Raw genomic sequence first — 15279 nt, forward strand, 5'->3', positions numbered from 1 at the left:
CGTCAGTCCACCGGCAGGCTCGGGCTGAAGTACGGGTTCTGCGGCGGGCTGGTGACCCGCAGCGCGCAGTTCATCGTCCACGGCTTCCACGTGTTGTTGCCCTTGAAGTGGAATTCGATCGCCAGCGTGAACGGCGAGCCCCACCGGAAGGCGGCGGATCCCGGCGAGCCCGCGGTGAACGACGCCACCGGCCCGGGGCCCTGGAAGTAGAAAGACCGGTTCAGCGGGTCCCAGAACACCTCCGGGATCGTCACGCCGACGTTCGCGGTGCCCGGGAGGGCGTTCTCGGCCGTGGTCGGCAGCGTCCCGCTGCCCCGGACGCCGTCGTAGCCGAGGTACACGGCCATCAGCTTGTACAGGTCGGGCGAGACCGCCATGCCGCCGGAGAAGTTCTCGACGGCGATGGGGCCCCCGGCCGCGACCGCGTCCGGGCCGCTGAACCCGGCCACCGAGGTCACCGGCTGCACGCCGACCCCGGGGAAGGTGCAGTTGTAGGTGACCAGGCCGGTGCTGTAGTCGGTGGCCGCGGCCGCGGGGGCGGCGGTCCCGGCCAGGATGGCGGCCGTCACGACGGCGAGGGTCAACGTGCGGCGTGCTTTCACGGCTCCTCCGCGGTGAAGGTGACGTCGGCGGCACTCACGTGATCACGATGCTCGGGGAGAAGGCGGTGTTCTGCGCCGGGCTGGTCGGCTTGAGCGTGCAGCTCGACGCCCACGCGGTCCACGTCCCGGTCGACTTCTTGTGCAGCTCGAGGGACTGGGAGACGGCCGTGCCCATCGCGAAGCCGACGGAACCCGCCCCGCCGGGGGTGAACACCTGGGGCGTGCCGTCGATCGAAGCACTCGTGATCGGATTGGCCGGGAACGCGCCCGCGAGCACCCCGGTCGGCGGGGTCGCGTTGGCCACGCTGAACGTCGTGCTGAGCGAGCCCCGCACCTGGTCGTAGCCGAGCGCGTTCAGCAACGATTTCACCGATGCCGTGTACGTCACCGTGGCGTGCGGCGTGACCGTGAACGCCTGGCCGGGGTGGGGATCGGTGACGTCCAGCCGCGCCACCAGCGTCGTGGGCTGGGGCGTGATCCCCGGGAACGCGCAGTTGTAGGTCAGCGTGCCCGTGCTCGTGGTGGTCGTCGCGCTCGCCGTGCCCGTCGACAGGCCGGTGACGAGCAGCGCCGCCGCTATGGCCGGTGCGATCCTCATGCGATCCCCTCAGTTCGGTTTCCTGGCCGCCGCCTTCTTCGCCGCGGCGGAACCCTGCGGCGGCCCGGTGGAGCCGTCCGGGCACTGGGTGTGGTCCGGGTCGGTGCAGACGATCAGGTTGTAGGTGTCGACGAAGGCCTGGTTGCCCGTGCCGGAGCCCATCCCGGACAGCAGCGGGTTCAGGTCCTGGCCGGCGCCGCAGCCGGTGAACTCCGGGAGCTCGAAGCCCTTCTCCGGGTCGGTCCGGATGTGGCCGACGCCGAACGCCTCGTACGGCCCGTTCAGCGTCAGGGTCACCGTTTTCTTCGTCACGCAGCCGGGTCCGAGGTCGAGCGGGACGCCGTTGACCTTCGCGTTGCTCAGCCGCGCCATCACCTGCAGCGTCGTGTTCAGGAAGGTGGCCCCGGTGTCCGGGTCGGTGGTGATCTTGCCGGCGAACTCGATGATCTTGCTGTTCCGCCAGTCCACCGGCAGGAACTCGACGGTCGCGGTCACCGGCACGAACCCGAAGCCGAGGAATGTGGCGGTAGCCGGGTTGAACGTCGTCGAGCCGGTCACCCGCGAGCTGCCGTCGACCAGGTTGAGGATGAACAACCCGTTGAACAGGAACGCGGGGTCGGCGGTGACGGTCGCGCCGAGCTTGCGGACCGTCGACTTCGTCTGGATCGTGACCAGGCTCAGCGGGACGGCGAACTCGTCTTCGGTCGGCGGATCGCCCGGGGCGGGCTCGGCGGCGGCCGCGGCCTGCTGCTGCGCCTTCGCGCCCGGCGTCACCTTCGGCAGGACGAGCACCTTGCCCAGCGTCGTCTGCTGCTCGGGGTCCAGCGCGCACGCGACCGGCTTCGCGGCCTGCTCCGCGGGCGCCGGGACGGCGGCGAGCGCGAGCGACGGCGCGGTGACGTCGAAGGTGACGGCGCCGACGGTGTTCAGCGCGATCTCGGGCACGGTGCCGGTGGCCGCCAGGGTGACGTCGCCGGTCTCCGGCAGCGGGGTGGCCGGCACGGTGAGGGTGACCGGTACTTTGTCCGCGCGGTCGTCCTGGTGCACGTTGAGATCGAGCTTCACTTCGCCGGCCAGCGAGCCGGCGGTGGCGCCGGCCGGGAGGTACGACAGCGCGACGTCGCGGGGGAGCGTGAGCTTCGCGGAGAACGCGCCGAGGGCCAGCGAAGTCCCGGTCCGCGCCTGGGCGGGCAGCGTGGCCGCCGTCTCGACGGTGAGCGCGCGGGCGCCCGCCGGGTCGGGGAACGGGCACGTCACCGAAACCGACGTCGCCGCCTTCGTGTCCGGTGGGACGGCGGGCGCGGGCGCGGCCGAGCCGACTCCCGTCAGCGCGCCGCTCACCGCGGACAGCAGGCCGGCGCCTGCCAGCGCGGAGAGGGTGAGGGTGCGGGGCCGGACTCGACGTGGCATCGGTTTCCCTGGGTGCGTGCGGAAGGTGCGGGGTGGTCCCGGTGCGGGCGGGTGCCCGCACCGGGAAACCCGGTCAGGAAACGGTGATGCTCGGGCTGAACGCGATGTTCTGCGCCGGGCTGGTCACCTTGAGGGTGCAGTTCATCGTCCACGGGGACCAGGTGTTGGTCGACTTCTTGTGGAACTCCAGGTTCGCCGACAGCCCGCTCGTCAGCGACAGGGTCGCGGTGCCCGCGGCCGGCGGCGCGGTCCAGTTCGGGATGCTGGACCCCGAGTCCTGCGAAATGACCACCGTGATCGCCCCGCCGGTCGGGTAGATCACCTCCGGGATGTTCAGCCCGGTGGCCGACGACTGCGACAGCGTGCCCGCCGACGCCGTCACCGGCACCGTCGCCTTGCCCCGGATGCCGTCGTAGCCGACCGCGGTCAGCAGCGAGTGGACGGTGGAGCTGATCGTCGCGGTGCCGCCTACGTTGCTCGGCGTGACGGTGGTGCCGTGCACGACGGTGTCGGGCGCGTCGAGGTGCGCGGTGATCGCGACCGGCTGCGGCGAGATGCCGGGGAAGGTGCAGTTGTAGGTGATGCCCGCCGTGCCCCCGGCGGCGTAGGTGATGGTGGCGGCGGCCGCGGTACCCGCGGTGAGCACCGCGATGGCGCCGATGGCGGTCGCGGTCGTGGCGATACCGGCGGACAGCCTGCTGAGTCGGGACATGCCTGTCATCTCCTTTGATTCAGTTCAGTCTCGGCTTTGGCTGATCGATTGCCCGCTGCCGTTGATCCCCCATCGCTTCACCCGCCCCGATTGCCCCGGGCGGCGGGACGCGATTCACCGGCGTGCGAGGTGGAGGTCCATCTGCCGAAATCGAGGCTACTCGCCAGTTCACTACGGAACAAGGCTTCCGGCCCCGCACGGGTGAGCTGCCGGAGTGGTCCGCCGAATTCTTGTCCGAAGCCGCGCAGCGGTGCCGCCGGATTTGGCGGATCGTGACAAAGAACGCGCGGCACGGCGATCCGGCGGCGGCCACGGTCTACCATTTGTGATCTTGCGGGGGCAATCACAGATAACGAAACCGGAGAAATGAGGCTATCGTGCCGGGTTCTTCACGTTGTGGCCGGGTGTCATTCACGCGGGCCGCATTCGCGCTGACGGCGGCGCTGGCCGTCTCGTCGCTCGCCCAGCCCGCGTCCGCGGCCACGGTGGGCGGCGTGATCGCCTGGGGCAAACCGGATTACGACGTCACGATCCCGCCGCCGGACGCGCTGACCGGCGTCACCGCCGTGTCGGCGGGCAGCACGACGGCGCTGGCGCTCAAGGGCGGCGCGGTCCTCGCGTGGGGCGCGAACAACTGGGGCGCCAACGAAATCCCCGCGGCGGCGACCTCCGGCGTCAGCCAGATCGCGTCGGGCTGGGGCCACGAACTGGCGCTCAAGAGCGGAAAGGTCATCGCCTGGGGCAACAACTGGTACGGGCAAACCACCCTGCCCGCGTCGGTGTCGAGCGGGGTGATCGCGATCTCGGCTTCCAACATGCACAGCCTGGCGCTGAAGCAAGGCGGGCTGGTGGTGAGCTGGGGAACGCGGACCGACGTGCCGGCGTCGGCGCAGTCCGGCGTCACCGCGATTTCCGCGGGCGGCGACCACAACCTGGCGCTCAAGAACGGCGGCGTGCTGGCCTGGGGCAGCAACACCTACGGCCAGACGACCGTGCCCGCCGGGCTTTCTTCCGGTGTCACCGCGGTTTCCGCCGGGTTCAACCACAGCCTGGCGCTGAAGGCGGGCCGCGTGTACGCGTGGGGCCGCGACAACTTCCACCAGACCGAGGTGCCGCCGGAGGCGCTGTCCGACGTCGCGGGCATCGACGCCGGGTTCAACCACAACGTGGCCTACAAGACCAACGGGGACATCGTCGTCTGGGGCTCGAACTTCGTCGGGGAGACGGCGCCGCTCTCGTGCGGGCCGGTGTTCGCCGTTTCGGCGGGGGACAACGACAGCTTCGCGCTGAAGGAAGACCCGGCCGCGCCCTGCTGAGCCGGCGGGTGGCGGGCTTCGCGGCCCGCCACCCACGTCCTGCTCAAGCGCTGTCGGCTCAGGCGGCGTCGCTGGCGAGGTCGAGCGAAATCGTGTTGCCCGGCCCCGAAACCAGGGCGCCGAGCGCGATGTCGGCGATGAAGCAGTTGGAGAACTCGGGGATGGTGTAGGTCCCGGTCACGGTGATGGCCGGCGCGGTGATGTCGATGTCCTGCGCGGACAGCGTCAGGTCGAGCGGGGTCTTCGTCTTGCAGCTGCCCGGCACGGTCGGCAGCGGGATGACCGGCACGATCGGGCCGGCCCAGATGTCGTAGATCTCCATGTTGGCCTTGGCCTTCGTGACCAGGTTGCCGTCGGCGATGGTGCCGGTGGCCGGCCCGAGCGGGATGACCTTGACCTTCGCCTTGATCCGGAAGATGCCCGCCAGCAGCGAGATGTCGGCCTGCGACGGCGGCAGCGCCAGGTCCGCGCTGAGCCCGACCGAGCCGGTCTGGTCGTCGATGAGCAGGTTCCCCTTGAGCGTGCCGGGGCCGAGCTTCATGGCGCTGCCGGTCTTCTTCACCGTGGTGCTGCCGGTCACCTTGTAGGACACGGGGATCGGGATGACGTCGGCCGACGCCGGGGTCACGGCGACCCCGGTGAGCACGAGAGCCGCCGTCGAGGTGAGGACGGCCAGTCTCCTCAACTGCGTTGCCACGGACATAGTTGTTCTCCCTTTGCGTTTTCCCGTCCGTCCCGGGTGCTCCCGGAAACGGTGAAGTGCTCGGTGTTTCAGCGCGGTTCGAGCGCGGTGATCACCCAGGTGCCATCGGTGCGTTCCGCGGTCACGGAAAGCTGCGCCGCGGCGTTGTCGGTCGCATTGTTGTCGGCCCGTACGGCTGATTGATCGAGAAAGACGAGTAACCGCGCGTGATTGCCCCGGAGTTCCTGCACGGCGATCGCCGAAACGCGCGAAGTGAGGACGAGTTTTTGTTCGGGAGCTTTCTGGCGGACCTGGGCGAAGAGCTTGTCGTACGAATCCTTGGCGGCACCACGCAGGACCGCCGCGGCGGCCTTTTCGGTGACGTCGGTCCGATCGTAGGAATAGGAGAAGATCCGGTTCACGGCGAGGGTGATCGCGGAGGTGACGTCGGCGGTGGCGCCGACGTCGGTGAGGGCGAGGTTGGCCGCGGCGGAGGTCTCGGCGGCGGAGCGGGCTTCGAGGGTGAACCAGGTACCGGCGCCGGTGAGGACGACGGCGGCGGTGAGGAGGAGGGCGGGGAGGCGGAGCCAGACCGGACGCGGTTTGGCGGGAGCGGGCTCGGCTTCGGTTTCGGACTCGCTGGGTTCCGGCTCGCCCTCGGCTGCCGGGTCGCCCAGCTCATCAACGGCAGCGGGCGCGTGCTCGCCTTCGGTCGCGGGTTCGGCCACCAGGCCGCTCGGCTCGCCGCCGGTCGTGGTGGTGCGGGCGCTGGCCTCGTCCGCGGCTGCCGGGCCGCCTGGCTCGCCGCCACCGGCGGCCGCTGGTTCGCTCGGCTCGCTCGGCTCGGCGCCGGTCGTGGTGGCACGGGTGCGAGCCTCGCCCGCGGCTGCCGGGCCGCCCAGCTTGCCGCCACCGGCGGCCGCGGGGGCGCCCGCTTCATTGCCGCTGGCGGGCGGTTCGTCGGCGGCCGCTGGTTCGCTCGGCTCGGCGCCGGTCGTGGTGGTGCGGGCGATGGCCTCGCCCGCGGCTGCCGGGCCGCCCAGCTCGCCGCGACCGGCGGGAGCGGGCGGTTCGCCAGCAGGCGCGTGCTCGGCCTCAACCACCTCGTCCACCGTCTTCGCGCGGTTCATCGGCTCCCCACCGCCAGCTGGTCGAGCGCGCTCAGCTTCCACCCATCGGCAGTCCTCGCCAGCGCCGCCGCGAAGCGGTTGCGCTTCACCGCCGGCGCCACGCCCTGCTTCGCCATCGTGATCTCCACCGAAGCCAGCATCTTCGCCGTCCCCGCGTGCTCGTCCAGCTCGCTCAGCGCCGCGTCCAGCACCCGCCCCGTCGACACCGTCGAGTTCGCCGCCAGCGCCTGCTTCGTCTGCGCGTCCGTCCGGGCCAGCTGGTCGTGCAGCGGCCCCGTCGACGCCGACAGCCAGCGCGCCAGGCCGCCGTCGACGTCGTGGTAGTCGAGGCTGTTCAGCTCCGCCACCAACGTCCGGCCGCTCGCGAGTGCTTCGTCGCGAGCGGCGCCGTAGGTCACCGCCGGTTCGTGGGCCGCCGCGTACCAGGACCAGCCCGACCAGCCCGCGAACACCGCCGCGGCCAGGGAGACCGCCGCCGCTCCGTGCTTCAGCGCAGCCACAGCATCTCCTCCAGGCTCGTCTTCGTCGCCTGCGTGCCGATCGTCAGCGGGCCCACCGGCACCGCGTCCGGGACCGGCGGGTGCGGCGCGTTCTGCGTGCCGCGCACCGAGCTCTCGTTGCCGTACGGCAGCGTGCACGCCGCGTCGGTGTTCAGCGGCAGTGGCGAAAGGTCGCGGCTCGACCGGTGCGGGGTGTCCTCGTAGCCCTGCAGACACGAAGGCGGGTTGTCGAAGTTCAGCACCAGGCCCATCCGCAGCTCGTGGCGGTCGTCGTCGATGGCCGAGCCGACCGCCGCCACCGCGCGGGGGACGTTCGCCAGCAGCGTCTCCTCCGCCGCCGTGCGGGTGCCGAACACCCGGGCCGTCGTCAGCAGGTTGGCCAGCACGATCGGCAGGCCCGGATCGTTCTCCTTGAGCAACGACGAAAGCTCGGTCGCCGCCGGGGGCGCGGTCGCGATCAGGCGCCGCAGGTCGCCGTCGGACTTGGCCAGCTGCTGGGCGAACACGCGGGCGTTGCCGCTGAACGAGCGCCACTCCGCCGACGAATCGACCTGGGTGCGCAGCACCGTCGCGCCGTCGCCGATCAGCTTCGACGTCTGCGGCAAGTGGGCGCTCGCCTGCTGGGTGAACGACGTCGCCGAGTCCATCAGGGTCTGCAGGTCCGGGCCCGCGCCGCGCAGGGCGTCGTCGAGCTCGTCCACCACCGTGCGCAGGTCCTGCGTCGGCACCGACGCGGTGAACGAGTCCAGGTCGGTCAGCAGGCTGTTCACCGGCAGCGGCAGCGTGGTCGACTCGCGCCGGATCACCGAACCCCCGGCCAGGAACGGCCCGCCCGCCGTGCGTGGCTGCAGGTCGACGTACTGCTCGCCGACCGCCGACCGGTTCGCCACCACCGCCGCCGAATCCGCCGGGATGGGCGGGGCGCCGTCGTCGATCAGCAGGTCGGCTTCGGTCCCGGTGAGGGTGAGCCGCAGCTCGCCGACGCGGCCGACGGCGACGCCGCGGTAGGTCACCTCGCCGTTGGTGAACAGCCCGCCGCCTTCGGCCAGTTCGAGCTTGACCGTGTAGGCGCCGGAGCCGAACAGCCGGCCGAGACCGGCGTAGTTCGCGCCGACGAACGCCGTCGTGGCCAGCGCGATCACGACGAACAGGACCACCTGGATCCGGACTCTGCGGGTCAGCATCACTGGCCTCCCGAGGGGAGCGGGAGCGGCGGCAGCCCCGGCGGCACGCCTTCGCCGGGCGGGGGCAGCGGCACGCCGGGCGCCGGGATCATCGAGGCGAACGTGTTGATGTAGTCGCCCTTCACCGCGGGGAGCACCGAGTCCGGGAACGGGAACGTCGGCAGCAGCTGCAGCGACTGCGGCAGGTCCTCGCCCGCCTTGGCCAGCTGGCCCAGGATCGGCGCGAGCGCCCGCAGGTCCGCGACCAGGTCGTCGCGGCTGCGGTCGACGACGTCGGTGGCCACGGTCGAGAGCCGGTCGAGCGCCTGCAGCATCGAGACGAGCTGCGTGCGCTGGTCGCTGAGCGACCGCAGGCCCGGCGTCAGATCGGTCAGCGCGCCGGACACCTGGTCGTGGCGGTTCGCCAGCGTCGCCGACAGCCGGTTCATGCCGTCGAGGGCCTCGGTGATGTCCGAGCGGTGCGCGTCCAGGTCGGTCATCAGGGTGTTCACCCCGGACAGGAACGAGCGGATCTGCTCCTCGTTGCCGTCCATCACCTTCGACAGCTCGCGGTTGATCGTCTGCAGCTGCCCGATGCCGCCGCCGTTGAGCAGCAGGGAAAGCGCGCCGAAGATCTCCTCGAATTCGGGGTTGCGGTTGGTGCGGTCCACGGTGATCGTGGCCTTGTCCGCCAGCCGCGCGACGCCGGCGCCGGACGGCGGACCGTCCGGGGCGGCCAGCTCGACGAACTTCTCGCCGAGCAGGCTGGACTGGCGCAGCCGCGCGATCGCGTTGGCGGGCAGCACGACGTCGCCGTTGACCTCCAGCACGGTTTCGGCCGTCCAGCCGTCGCCGCCGAGCCGGATCTCGCGCACCCGCCCGACCGGGACGTCGCCGACCTTCACCGCGGCCTGCGGCACCAGGTCGAGCACGTCGGCGAACTGCACGGTCACCGAGTACGGGTGGTCGCCGACGTCGGCGCCGCCGGGCAACGGCAGGTCGTAGACGCCCTTGAACTCCCCCGAAGAACAGCCCGCGAGCAGCAGGCACCCGACGGCCGCGGTGGCGAGGACCCGTTTCACCGCCCACCCCCGTTGGTGTAGACGTCGCCGGTGACCGGCAGCGGCAGCGGCTCGAGGTAGTAGTCGGGGTTCTCGCGCCCGAGCAGCCGCCCGGTGGCCGGGTCGACCGCGTTGAGCACGTTCGTCACCGCCAGCGGGACGGCGTCGATCGTGCCGGCCAGCGAAGCACGCTGTTCCACGAGCGTCCGGGTGGTCGTCACCAGATTGTCCACATTGGACTTGAGGGCTCCGCGGTTGTCCCGGATGAACGCCTGGACGTCGGCGAGCGCGTGGCCGAGGCCGTCGAGGGCCTTCGCCAGCTCGCCGCTGTTGGCGGCCAGGGTGCCCGAAATCTGCGACAGCTGCTGGTTGACGTTGCCGACCTGCTGGTCGTTGGTGGCCAGCATGGTGGTGAACTGCTGGAGCTCGTCGACCGTGCCGAACAGGTCGCCCGAGTTCCCGGCCAGCGTGCGCGCCAGCTGCGCGAAGTTGCGCACGCTGTCGTTGAACGCGCGGCCGTTGCCCTGCAGGTTCTGCGCGCCCGTCTTGAGCAGGTCCGACAGCGCGCCCTGCGAGTTCGCGCCGTTCGGGCCGAGCGCCTTGGACAGCGAATCGAGGCTGGCGTAGAGCTGGTCCAGCTCCACCGGGGTCGCGGTGCGCTGCACCGGGATCGACGCCCCGTTCGGCAGCCGCGGCCCGCCGCGCGCCGGCTTGGCGAACTGGACGTACCGGTCGGCGACGACGCTGGGCGCGATCACCAGGACCGTGGTGTCCTCGGCGACGCCGACCGAGCCGTCGACCGTCATGTCCACCTGCACCTGCTCGCCGCGCGGGGTGACCGCGTCGACCTGGCCGATCCGGACGCCGAGCACCCGGACGTCGGAGCCGGGGTAGACGCCGACCGCGCGGGTGAAGAATGCGGTCACGTGGTGCTGTCCGCTGCCGGAGAACACCCACCACAGCGCCGCCGTCACGACGAGGGCGAGCAGCAGGGCGGCGGCGATGAACCGGGTCGTCAGGACACCGGCGCGGGTGGTGGTCAGCGCGCTCACTTCGTCCCTCCCGGGTTCTTCGGCACGGTGCACGGGTCGTGGTTCTCCGGGATCAGCCCGCACAGGTAGGCGTCGATCCAGCGGCCGTTGCCGGTGGTGTTGGTGACCACCCGGAAGTACGGGCCGGCCAGCTGCAGGCCCTTGGTCAGGTTGTCGTTCTGCCGCTTGAGCAGGTCGGTCACCTGGCTCAGCGACTGCAGCGCGGGCCGGAGCTGATCGTTGTTGTCCTTCACCAGCCCCCGGAGCTGCTCGGCCAGGCGCGCCGAGCCGGTCAGCAGGTCGTGGATCGCGTCGCGGCGCCGGTTGAGCTCGGTGAGCAAGAGGTTCCCGTCGTCGATGAGCTTCTCGAAGTCGTCGTTCGAGTTCGCCAGCGTCGTGGTCAGCTGCCGCGCGTTCGCGAGCAGTTCGGCGATCTGGCTGTCCCGGCTGGACACCGTCTGCGACAGCTGCGACAGCCCGTCGAGCGCGCTGCGGACGTGCTCGGGGGAGTTGCGGAAGGTGTCCGACAGCGTGGTGAAGCTGTCCGCGAGCTGCCGGGTGTCGATCGCGCCGACGGTGTCGGCCAGCCCGTTGAAGGCGTCGGTGACGTCGTAGGGCGTGACGGTCCGGGTGCGCGGGATCGGCCGGTCCGGGTCCTGGACGTCGTCGCCGGTCGGGTTCAGCGCGAGGAACTTGCGGCCCAGCAACGTCTTGATCTTGATCTCGGCGGAGGTCCGGTCGCCGATCCAGGCGTTCTTGACCCGGAAGGTGACGAGGACGTGGTCGTCGGCGAGCGCAACGTCGCGGACCTCGCCGACCTTGATGCCGGCGACCCGGACCTCGTCGTCCGCCTGCAGGCCGGCGGCTTCGGAGAACTCGGCCTCGTAGGTCGTGCCGCCGCCGACGACCGGGAGGTTGTCGTAGTTGAACGTGACGGTCAGCAGCGCGGCCAGCGCGAAGCTGCCGATCACGCCGAGGACGATCGGATTGCGCTCCTTGAAGGACTTCACGGCTCGCACCTCGGCGTCGGGACGATCACGCCGCGCGGGGGCGTGGTGGCCAGGGTGGCGCGGCAGAGGAAGAAGTTCATCCACGAGCCGTAGGAGGCCACCCGGCCGATCTCGTTGAACTTCACCGGCAGGTTGGTCAGGAAGCTGTCCACATCGGACTGGTTCTGGACCAGGCCGCCGGCGAGGCCCTTCAGCCCGGCGATGCTGTCCTTCAGCGGCGGCCGGGCCTGCTCGAACAGCCCGGCGGTGGACTGCGTGAGGTCGCCGATGCCGCTGATCGCGTCGCCGATCGCGGCGCGGTCGCCGGCCAGCCCGGACACCAGCTGCCGCAGCGTGGACACGAGGTTCGCCAGCGCGTCGCCCTTGCCGTTGACCGTCTTCAGCACCGAGTTGAGGTTCCCGATCACCTCGCCGATCACCTTGTCGCGCCCGGCGAGGGTGGTGGTCAGCGAACCGGTGTGGGCGAGCAGGCTTTCGACGGTGCCGCCTTCGCCCTGCAGCACCTGGACGATCTCGCCGGACAGCTCGTTGACGTCGTTCGGCGACAGCGCCTGGAACAGCGGCTTGAAGCCGTTGAACAGGTCGGTGAGGTCCAGTGCCGGGGTCGTGCGCTCCAGCGGGATCTCCCCGCCCTCGGGCAGCTGCTCCCGGGTCGCGGTGCTCCCGCGCTCCAGCGCGATGTAGCGCTGGCCGACCATGTTGCGGTACTTGATGACCGCCTTGACGTCGGCGGGCAGCCGCCGTCCCCGGTCGAGGGAGAACGTCACCAGCGCGCGGTTGTGGTCGCTGATGTCGAGGGACTCGACCTGGCCGACGCGGACGCCGGAGATGCGGACGTCGTCGCCGACGTTGAGCGAGGTCGCGTCGAGGAACTTCGCGGTGTAGCGCTCGGTGGCGCCGACGCCGGTGTTCGTGATGGACACGGCCAGCAGCGTCGTCGCGATCGCCGTGACGGCGATGAAGATGATGCTCTTGATCAGCGGGGCGACGATGTTCCTCACTTGAGCTTCACCTCCGTGCCGCGGTAGAGCGGCCCGACCAGCACGCTGCTCCACGCCGGGACGTCGGCGGCGGGCACCCCGATCGACGGCGCGACCAGGGTGGCCAGCAGCTGCTGCTCCTGCGGCGAGTTGGCGACGCCGAGGTCGCCCTGCCCGCCGGTCAGCAGCGGGTGCCCGGTGCTGCCGGGCGCCGCGGCGGCGGTGCCGATCGTCGGGGCCACGCCGGAGGGGTAGCAGCGCGGCTCGCCGCCGGCGGTGTAGCGCGGGTCGTCCTTGCCGGGCAAGTACTTCCCGCTGTCCGCGGTGACGGCGACGTCGGCGTGCAGGCCCGGCTCACCGGTGCCGGCGCCGAGCACCTGGTCCATGGATTTCCTCAGTGCGTTGAGCGAAGCGAGGGTGCAGGCGAAGCTGGGGGAGTACTTCGCGGCGACCTCCAGCGGCGCGCGGCTGTCGGCGGCCAGGGAGATGAGGTTGTCGCGGTTGTTGGCCAGGAAAGCGGTGACCTCCTGCGAAGACGAGGTCACCTGCTGGTAGACCCCGGTCAGCTCGCTCTGCTTCTCCTTGACGGTGTTGAGCGTGACGGCGGACGCGGTGAGCGCGTCCAGGAGGTCGGGGGCGATGTCGCCGTAGAGGTTCGAGACGGTGGCGAGGTCGTGGATGTCCGACGTCAGCTGCGGGAGGTCGGGGTTGAAGTTCTTCAGGTAGGCGTCCGCGGTGCCGATCGTCTGCCCGAGCTGCTCGCCGCGGCCCTGCAGCGCCGTCGAAACCGCGGTCAGCGTGGTCGCGAGCTTCTGCGGCTGGACGGCCTGGAGCACCGGCAGCAGGTTGTCGAAGACGCGTTCCAGCTCGATCGCGTTGGCCGAGCGGTCCTGTTCGATCGTGTCGCCCGCGGTCAGGTGCGGGGCGCGGGCGCCGTCCGGGATGGACAGCTGGACGTACCGCTCGCCGAACAACGTCTTCGGCACGAGCAACGCGGAAACGTTGCGCGGCAGCATGTCCACCTTGCCGGGCTCGAGAGCAAGCGCTATCTCGGCGCCCTGCGGCGTCGCCCGGACGTCGCGGATCTCGCCGACGAGCACGCCGCGGGCCTTGACCTGCCCGCCCGCGGACAGCTGGTTGCCGATGCGGCTCGTCTTGAGCGTCACCGGGACGGTGCTGACGAAGTCCTTGTCGTACACCTTGATCGAGAGCGTCACGAGCACGCCCATCACCACCAGGAACAGCACGCCCGCGGTGCGGATCCCGGCCTTGCGGCGGGTGTCCCGGCTCATCCGGCCACCTGCACGGTCGTCGTCGCGCCCCAGATGGCCAGCGACAGGAAGAAGTCGAGCACGCTGATCGCGACGATCGCGGTGCGGACCGCGCGGCCCACCGCGACGCCGACGCCGGCCGGGCCGCCGCTCGCGCGGAAGCCGTAGTAGCAGTGCGCCAGCACCACCACGACGCTGAACACCAGCACCTTCCCGAACGACCACAGGACGTCGCCTGGTGGCAGGAACAGCAGGAAGTAGTGGTCGTAGGTGCCCGCGGACTGGCCGAAGAACCACACGGTGATCTGCCGCGAGGCGAGGTAGCTCGACAGCAGCCCGATGGCGTAGAGCGGGATGACGGCCAGGAAACCGGCGATCACCCGGGTCGTCACCAGGTACGGGACGCTGGGGATGCCCATGACCTCGAGGGCGTCGATCTCCTCGGAGATCCGCATCGCGCCGAGCTGCGCGGTGAACCCGCAGCCGACGGTGGCGGACAGGGCGAGGCCGGAGACGAGCGGCGCGATCTCGCGGGTGTTGAAGTAGGCGGAGACGAACCCGGCGAACGCCGACGTCCCGACTTGGTTGAGCGCGGAGTAGCCCTGCAGGCCGACGACCGTGCCGGTGGCGACGGTCATCCCGATCATCACGCCGATCGTGCCGCCGATGACGGCCAGCGCCCCGCTGCCGAAGCTGACTTCGGCCAGCAGGCGCACGATTTCGCGCAGGTAGCGGTGCACGGCCCGCGGGATCCAGGCGATCGCGCGGAGGAAGAAGAGGATCTGGTCGCCGAGGGTGTCGAGGAAGCCGAACCGGCGGTCGACGGCTTCGCGCACGCGCGCGGCTCTCGGGAGGTCCGTGGTCGTCACGCTCAGCTCCCCTTGGGCGGCACGAGTTGCAGGTACACGGTGGTGAGCACGAGGTTCAGCACGAACAGCAGCAGGAACGTGATGACCACGGACTGGTTCACGGCGTCGCCGACGCCCTTCGGCCCGCCCTTGGGGTTCAGCCCCCGGTAGGCGGCGACCACGCCGGCGACGAAGCCGAAGATCAGGGCCTTGATCTCGCTGATCCACAGGTCGGGCAGCTGGGCGAGCGCGGAGAAGCTCGCCAGGTACGCGCCCGGCGTCCCGTGCTGCATGATCACGTTGAAGAAGTAGCCGCCGAGCACGCCGACGACGCTGACCATGCCGTTGAGGAAGATGGCGACGCCCATCGCGGCCAGCACCCGCGGCACGATCAAGCGTTGCACGGGCGAGACGCCGAGGACCTCCATGGCGTCGATCTCTTCGCGGATGGTCCGGGACCCCAGGTCGGCGCACATGGCGCTGCCGCCGGCGCCGGCGATGAGCAGCGCGGTGACGATCGGGCTGGCCTGCTGGATGATCGCGAGCACGCTCGCCGCGCCGGTGAACGACTGCGCGCCGATCTGCGTGGTCAGCGACCCGATGTGCAGCGCGATCACCGCGCCGAACGGGATGGAGACCAGCGCCGTCGGCAGGATCGAGACGCTCGCGATGAACCAGAACTGCTGGATCAGCTCACGCGCCTGGAACGGGCGGCGGAACGTCAGCCGGACGACGTCCAGGCCCAGCCCGTAGAGCCGTCCGGTCTGCCGCAGCGCGGCGGCCCCGGGGAACGACGCCGTCGTCGTCCGTTCGGCCATTCGTGTGCCTCCCCAGCGGTTTCGGCGGCACGCCGAATACACCCGAGGTGAGCAAGGGGAAATGGTCCGAACGGGGTAACAATTGTCGGCCATTCACGGTCTCGGGGGACACCGTGCCGTTTCCTACTGGTCGGTACGCTAACGACG

General features: G+C 70.8%; 16 protein-coding genes. 1 reads left to right on the forward strand and 15 read right to left on the reverse strand.

Annotated elements, in window-relative coordinates:
• Positions 1-2: 2 nt before the first annotated feature.
• The 4 genes from EIY87_RS04820 to EIY87_RS04835 all read right to left on the reverse strand — a co-directional run bounded on the left by EIY87_RS04820 (position 3) and on the right by EIY87_RS04835 (position 3322).
• Entirely contained in the window at positions 3-602 is a 600-nt protein-coding gene (locus EIY87_RS04820; protein WP_125306422.1) for a DUF6801 domain-containing protein, read from the reverse strand.
• 34 nt (positions 603-636) lie between these two features.
• Entirely contained in the window at positions 637-1200 is a 564-nt protein-coding gene (locus EIY87_RS04825; protein ID WP_225439712.1) for a hypothetical protein, read from the reverse strand.
• Positions 1201-1209: 9 nt separating this feature from the next.
• Entirely contained in the window at positions 1210-2610 is a 1401-nt protein-coding gene (locus EIY87_RS04830; protein ID WP_125306423.1) for a DUF6801 domain-containing protein, read from the reverse strand.
• 73 nt (positions 2611-2683) lie between these two features.
• Positions 2684-3322 carry a DUF6801 domain-containing protein gene (locus EIY87_RS04835; RefSeq protein WP_125306424.1) on the reverse strand — a complete coding sequence of 213 codons (639 nt, stop codon included), beginning with the start codon at positions 3320-3322 and terminating at the stop codon, positions 2684-2686.
• Positions 3323-3726: 404 nt separating this feature from the next.
• On the opposite strand from EIY87_RS04835, the gene EIY87_RS04840 reads away from it, so the two are divergent.
• On the forward strand, positions 3727-4638 hold the full coding sequence (locus tag EIY87_RS04840; RefSeq protein WP_225439714.1) for an RCC1 domain-containing protein: 912 nt from the start codon (positions 3727-3729) through the stop codon (positions 4636-4638).
• A gap of 58 nt (positions 4639-4696) precedes the next feature.
• Here EIY87_RS04840 and EIY87_RS04845 read toward each other — a convergent pair whose 3' ends face one another.
• The 11 genes from EIY87_RS04845 to EIY87_RS04895 all read right to left on the reverse strand — a co-directional run bounded on the left by EIY87_RS04845 (position 4697) and on the right by EIY87_RS04895 (position 15132).
• Entirely contained in the window at positions 4697-5341 is a 645-nt protein-coding gene (locus EIY87_RS04845) for a hypothetical protein (RefSeq protein ID WP_125306425.1), read from the reverse strand.
• A gap of 68 nt (positions 5342-5409) precedes the next feature.
• Positions 5410-6450 (reverse strand): hypothetical protein, encoded by a 1041-nt coding sequence (locus tag EIY87_RS48250; RefSeq protein WP_225439716.1) that lies wholly within the window; start codon positions 6448-6450, stop codon positions 5410-5412.
• Positions 6447-6950: a hypothetical protein gene (locus tag EIY87_RS04855; protein WP_125306426.1), complete on the reverse strand. Its 504-nt coding sequence runs from the start codon at positions 6948-6950 to the stop codon at positions 6447-6449. The genes EIY87_RS48250 and EIY87_RS04855 overlap by 4 nt, the downstream gene beginning before the upstream one ends.
• On the reverse strand, positions 6938-8134 hold the full coding sequence (locus EIY87_RS04860) for an MCE family protein (protein ID WP_125306427.1): 1197 nt from the start codon (positions 8132-8134) through the stop codon (positions 6938-6940). Before EIY87_RS04860 ends, EIY87_RS04855 begins: the two co-directional genes overlap by 13 nt.
• Entirely contained in the window at positions 8134-9195 is a 1062-nt protein-coding gene (locus EIY87_RS04865; RefSeq protein WP_125306428.1) for an MCE family protein, read from the reverse strand. Before EIY87_RS04865 ends, EIY87_RS04860 begins: the two co-directional genes overlap by 1 nt.
• Positions 9192-10226 carry an MCE family protein gene (locus EIY87_RS04870; protein ID WP_125306429.1) on the reverse strand — a complete coding sequence of 345 codons (1035 nt, stop codon included), beginning with the start codon at positions 10224-10226 and terminating at the stop codon, positions 9192-9194. The genes EIY87_RS04865 and EIY87_RS04870 overlap by 4 nt, the downstream gene beginning before the upstream one ends.
• A complete protein-coding gene (locus EIY87_RS04875; RefSeq protein ID WP_125306430.1) occupies positions 10223-11215 on the reverse strand; it encodes an MCE family protein in 993 nt (330 codons plus the stop codon). Before EIY87_RS04875 ends, EIY87_RS04870 begins: the two co-directional genes overlap by 4 nt.
• Positions 11212-12216 carry an MCE family protein gene (locus tag EIY87_RS04880; RefSeq protein ID WP_125306431.1) on the reverse strand — a complete coding sequence of 335 codons (1005 nt, stop codon included), beginning with the start codon at positions 12214-12216 and terminating at the stop codon, positions 11212-11214. Before EIY87_RS04880 ends, EIY87_RS04875 begins: the two co-directional genes overlap by 4 nt.
• Positions 12213-13487 carry an MCE family protein gene (locus EIY87_RS04885; protein ID WP_125306432.1) on the reverse strand — a complete coding sequence of 425 codons (1275 nt, stop codon included), beginning with the start codon at positions 13485-13487 and terminating at the stop codon, positions 12213-12215. The genes EIY87_RS04880 and EIY87_RS04885 overlap by 4 nt, the downstream gene beginning before the upstream one ends.
• Positions 13484-14335, reverse strand: a complete 852-nt coding sequence (locus EIY87_RS04890) for an MlaE family ABC transporter permease (RefSeq protein WP_125306433.1) — start codon at positions 14333-14335, stop codon at positions 13484-13486. The genes EIY87_RS04885 and EIY87_RS04890 overlap by 4 nt, the downstream gene beginning before the upstream one ends.
• A 2-nt stretch (positions 14336-14337) precedes the next feature.
• Entirely contained in the window at positions 14338-15132 is a 795-nt protein-coding gene (locus EIY87_RS04895) for an MlaE family ABC transporter permease (RefSeq protein ID WP_125306434.1), read from the reverse strand.
• Positions 15133-15279 lie beyond the last annotated feature (147 nt).

The sequence above is a fragment of the Amycolatopsis eburnea genome, from assembly GCF_003937945.1.
Classification (GTDB): Bacteria; Actinomycetota; Actinomycetes; order Mycobacteriales; family Pseudonocardiaceae; genus Amycolatopsis; species Amycolatopsis eburnea.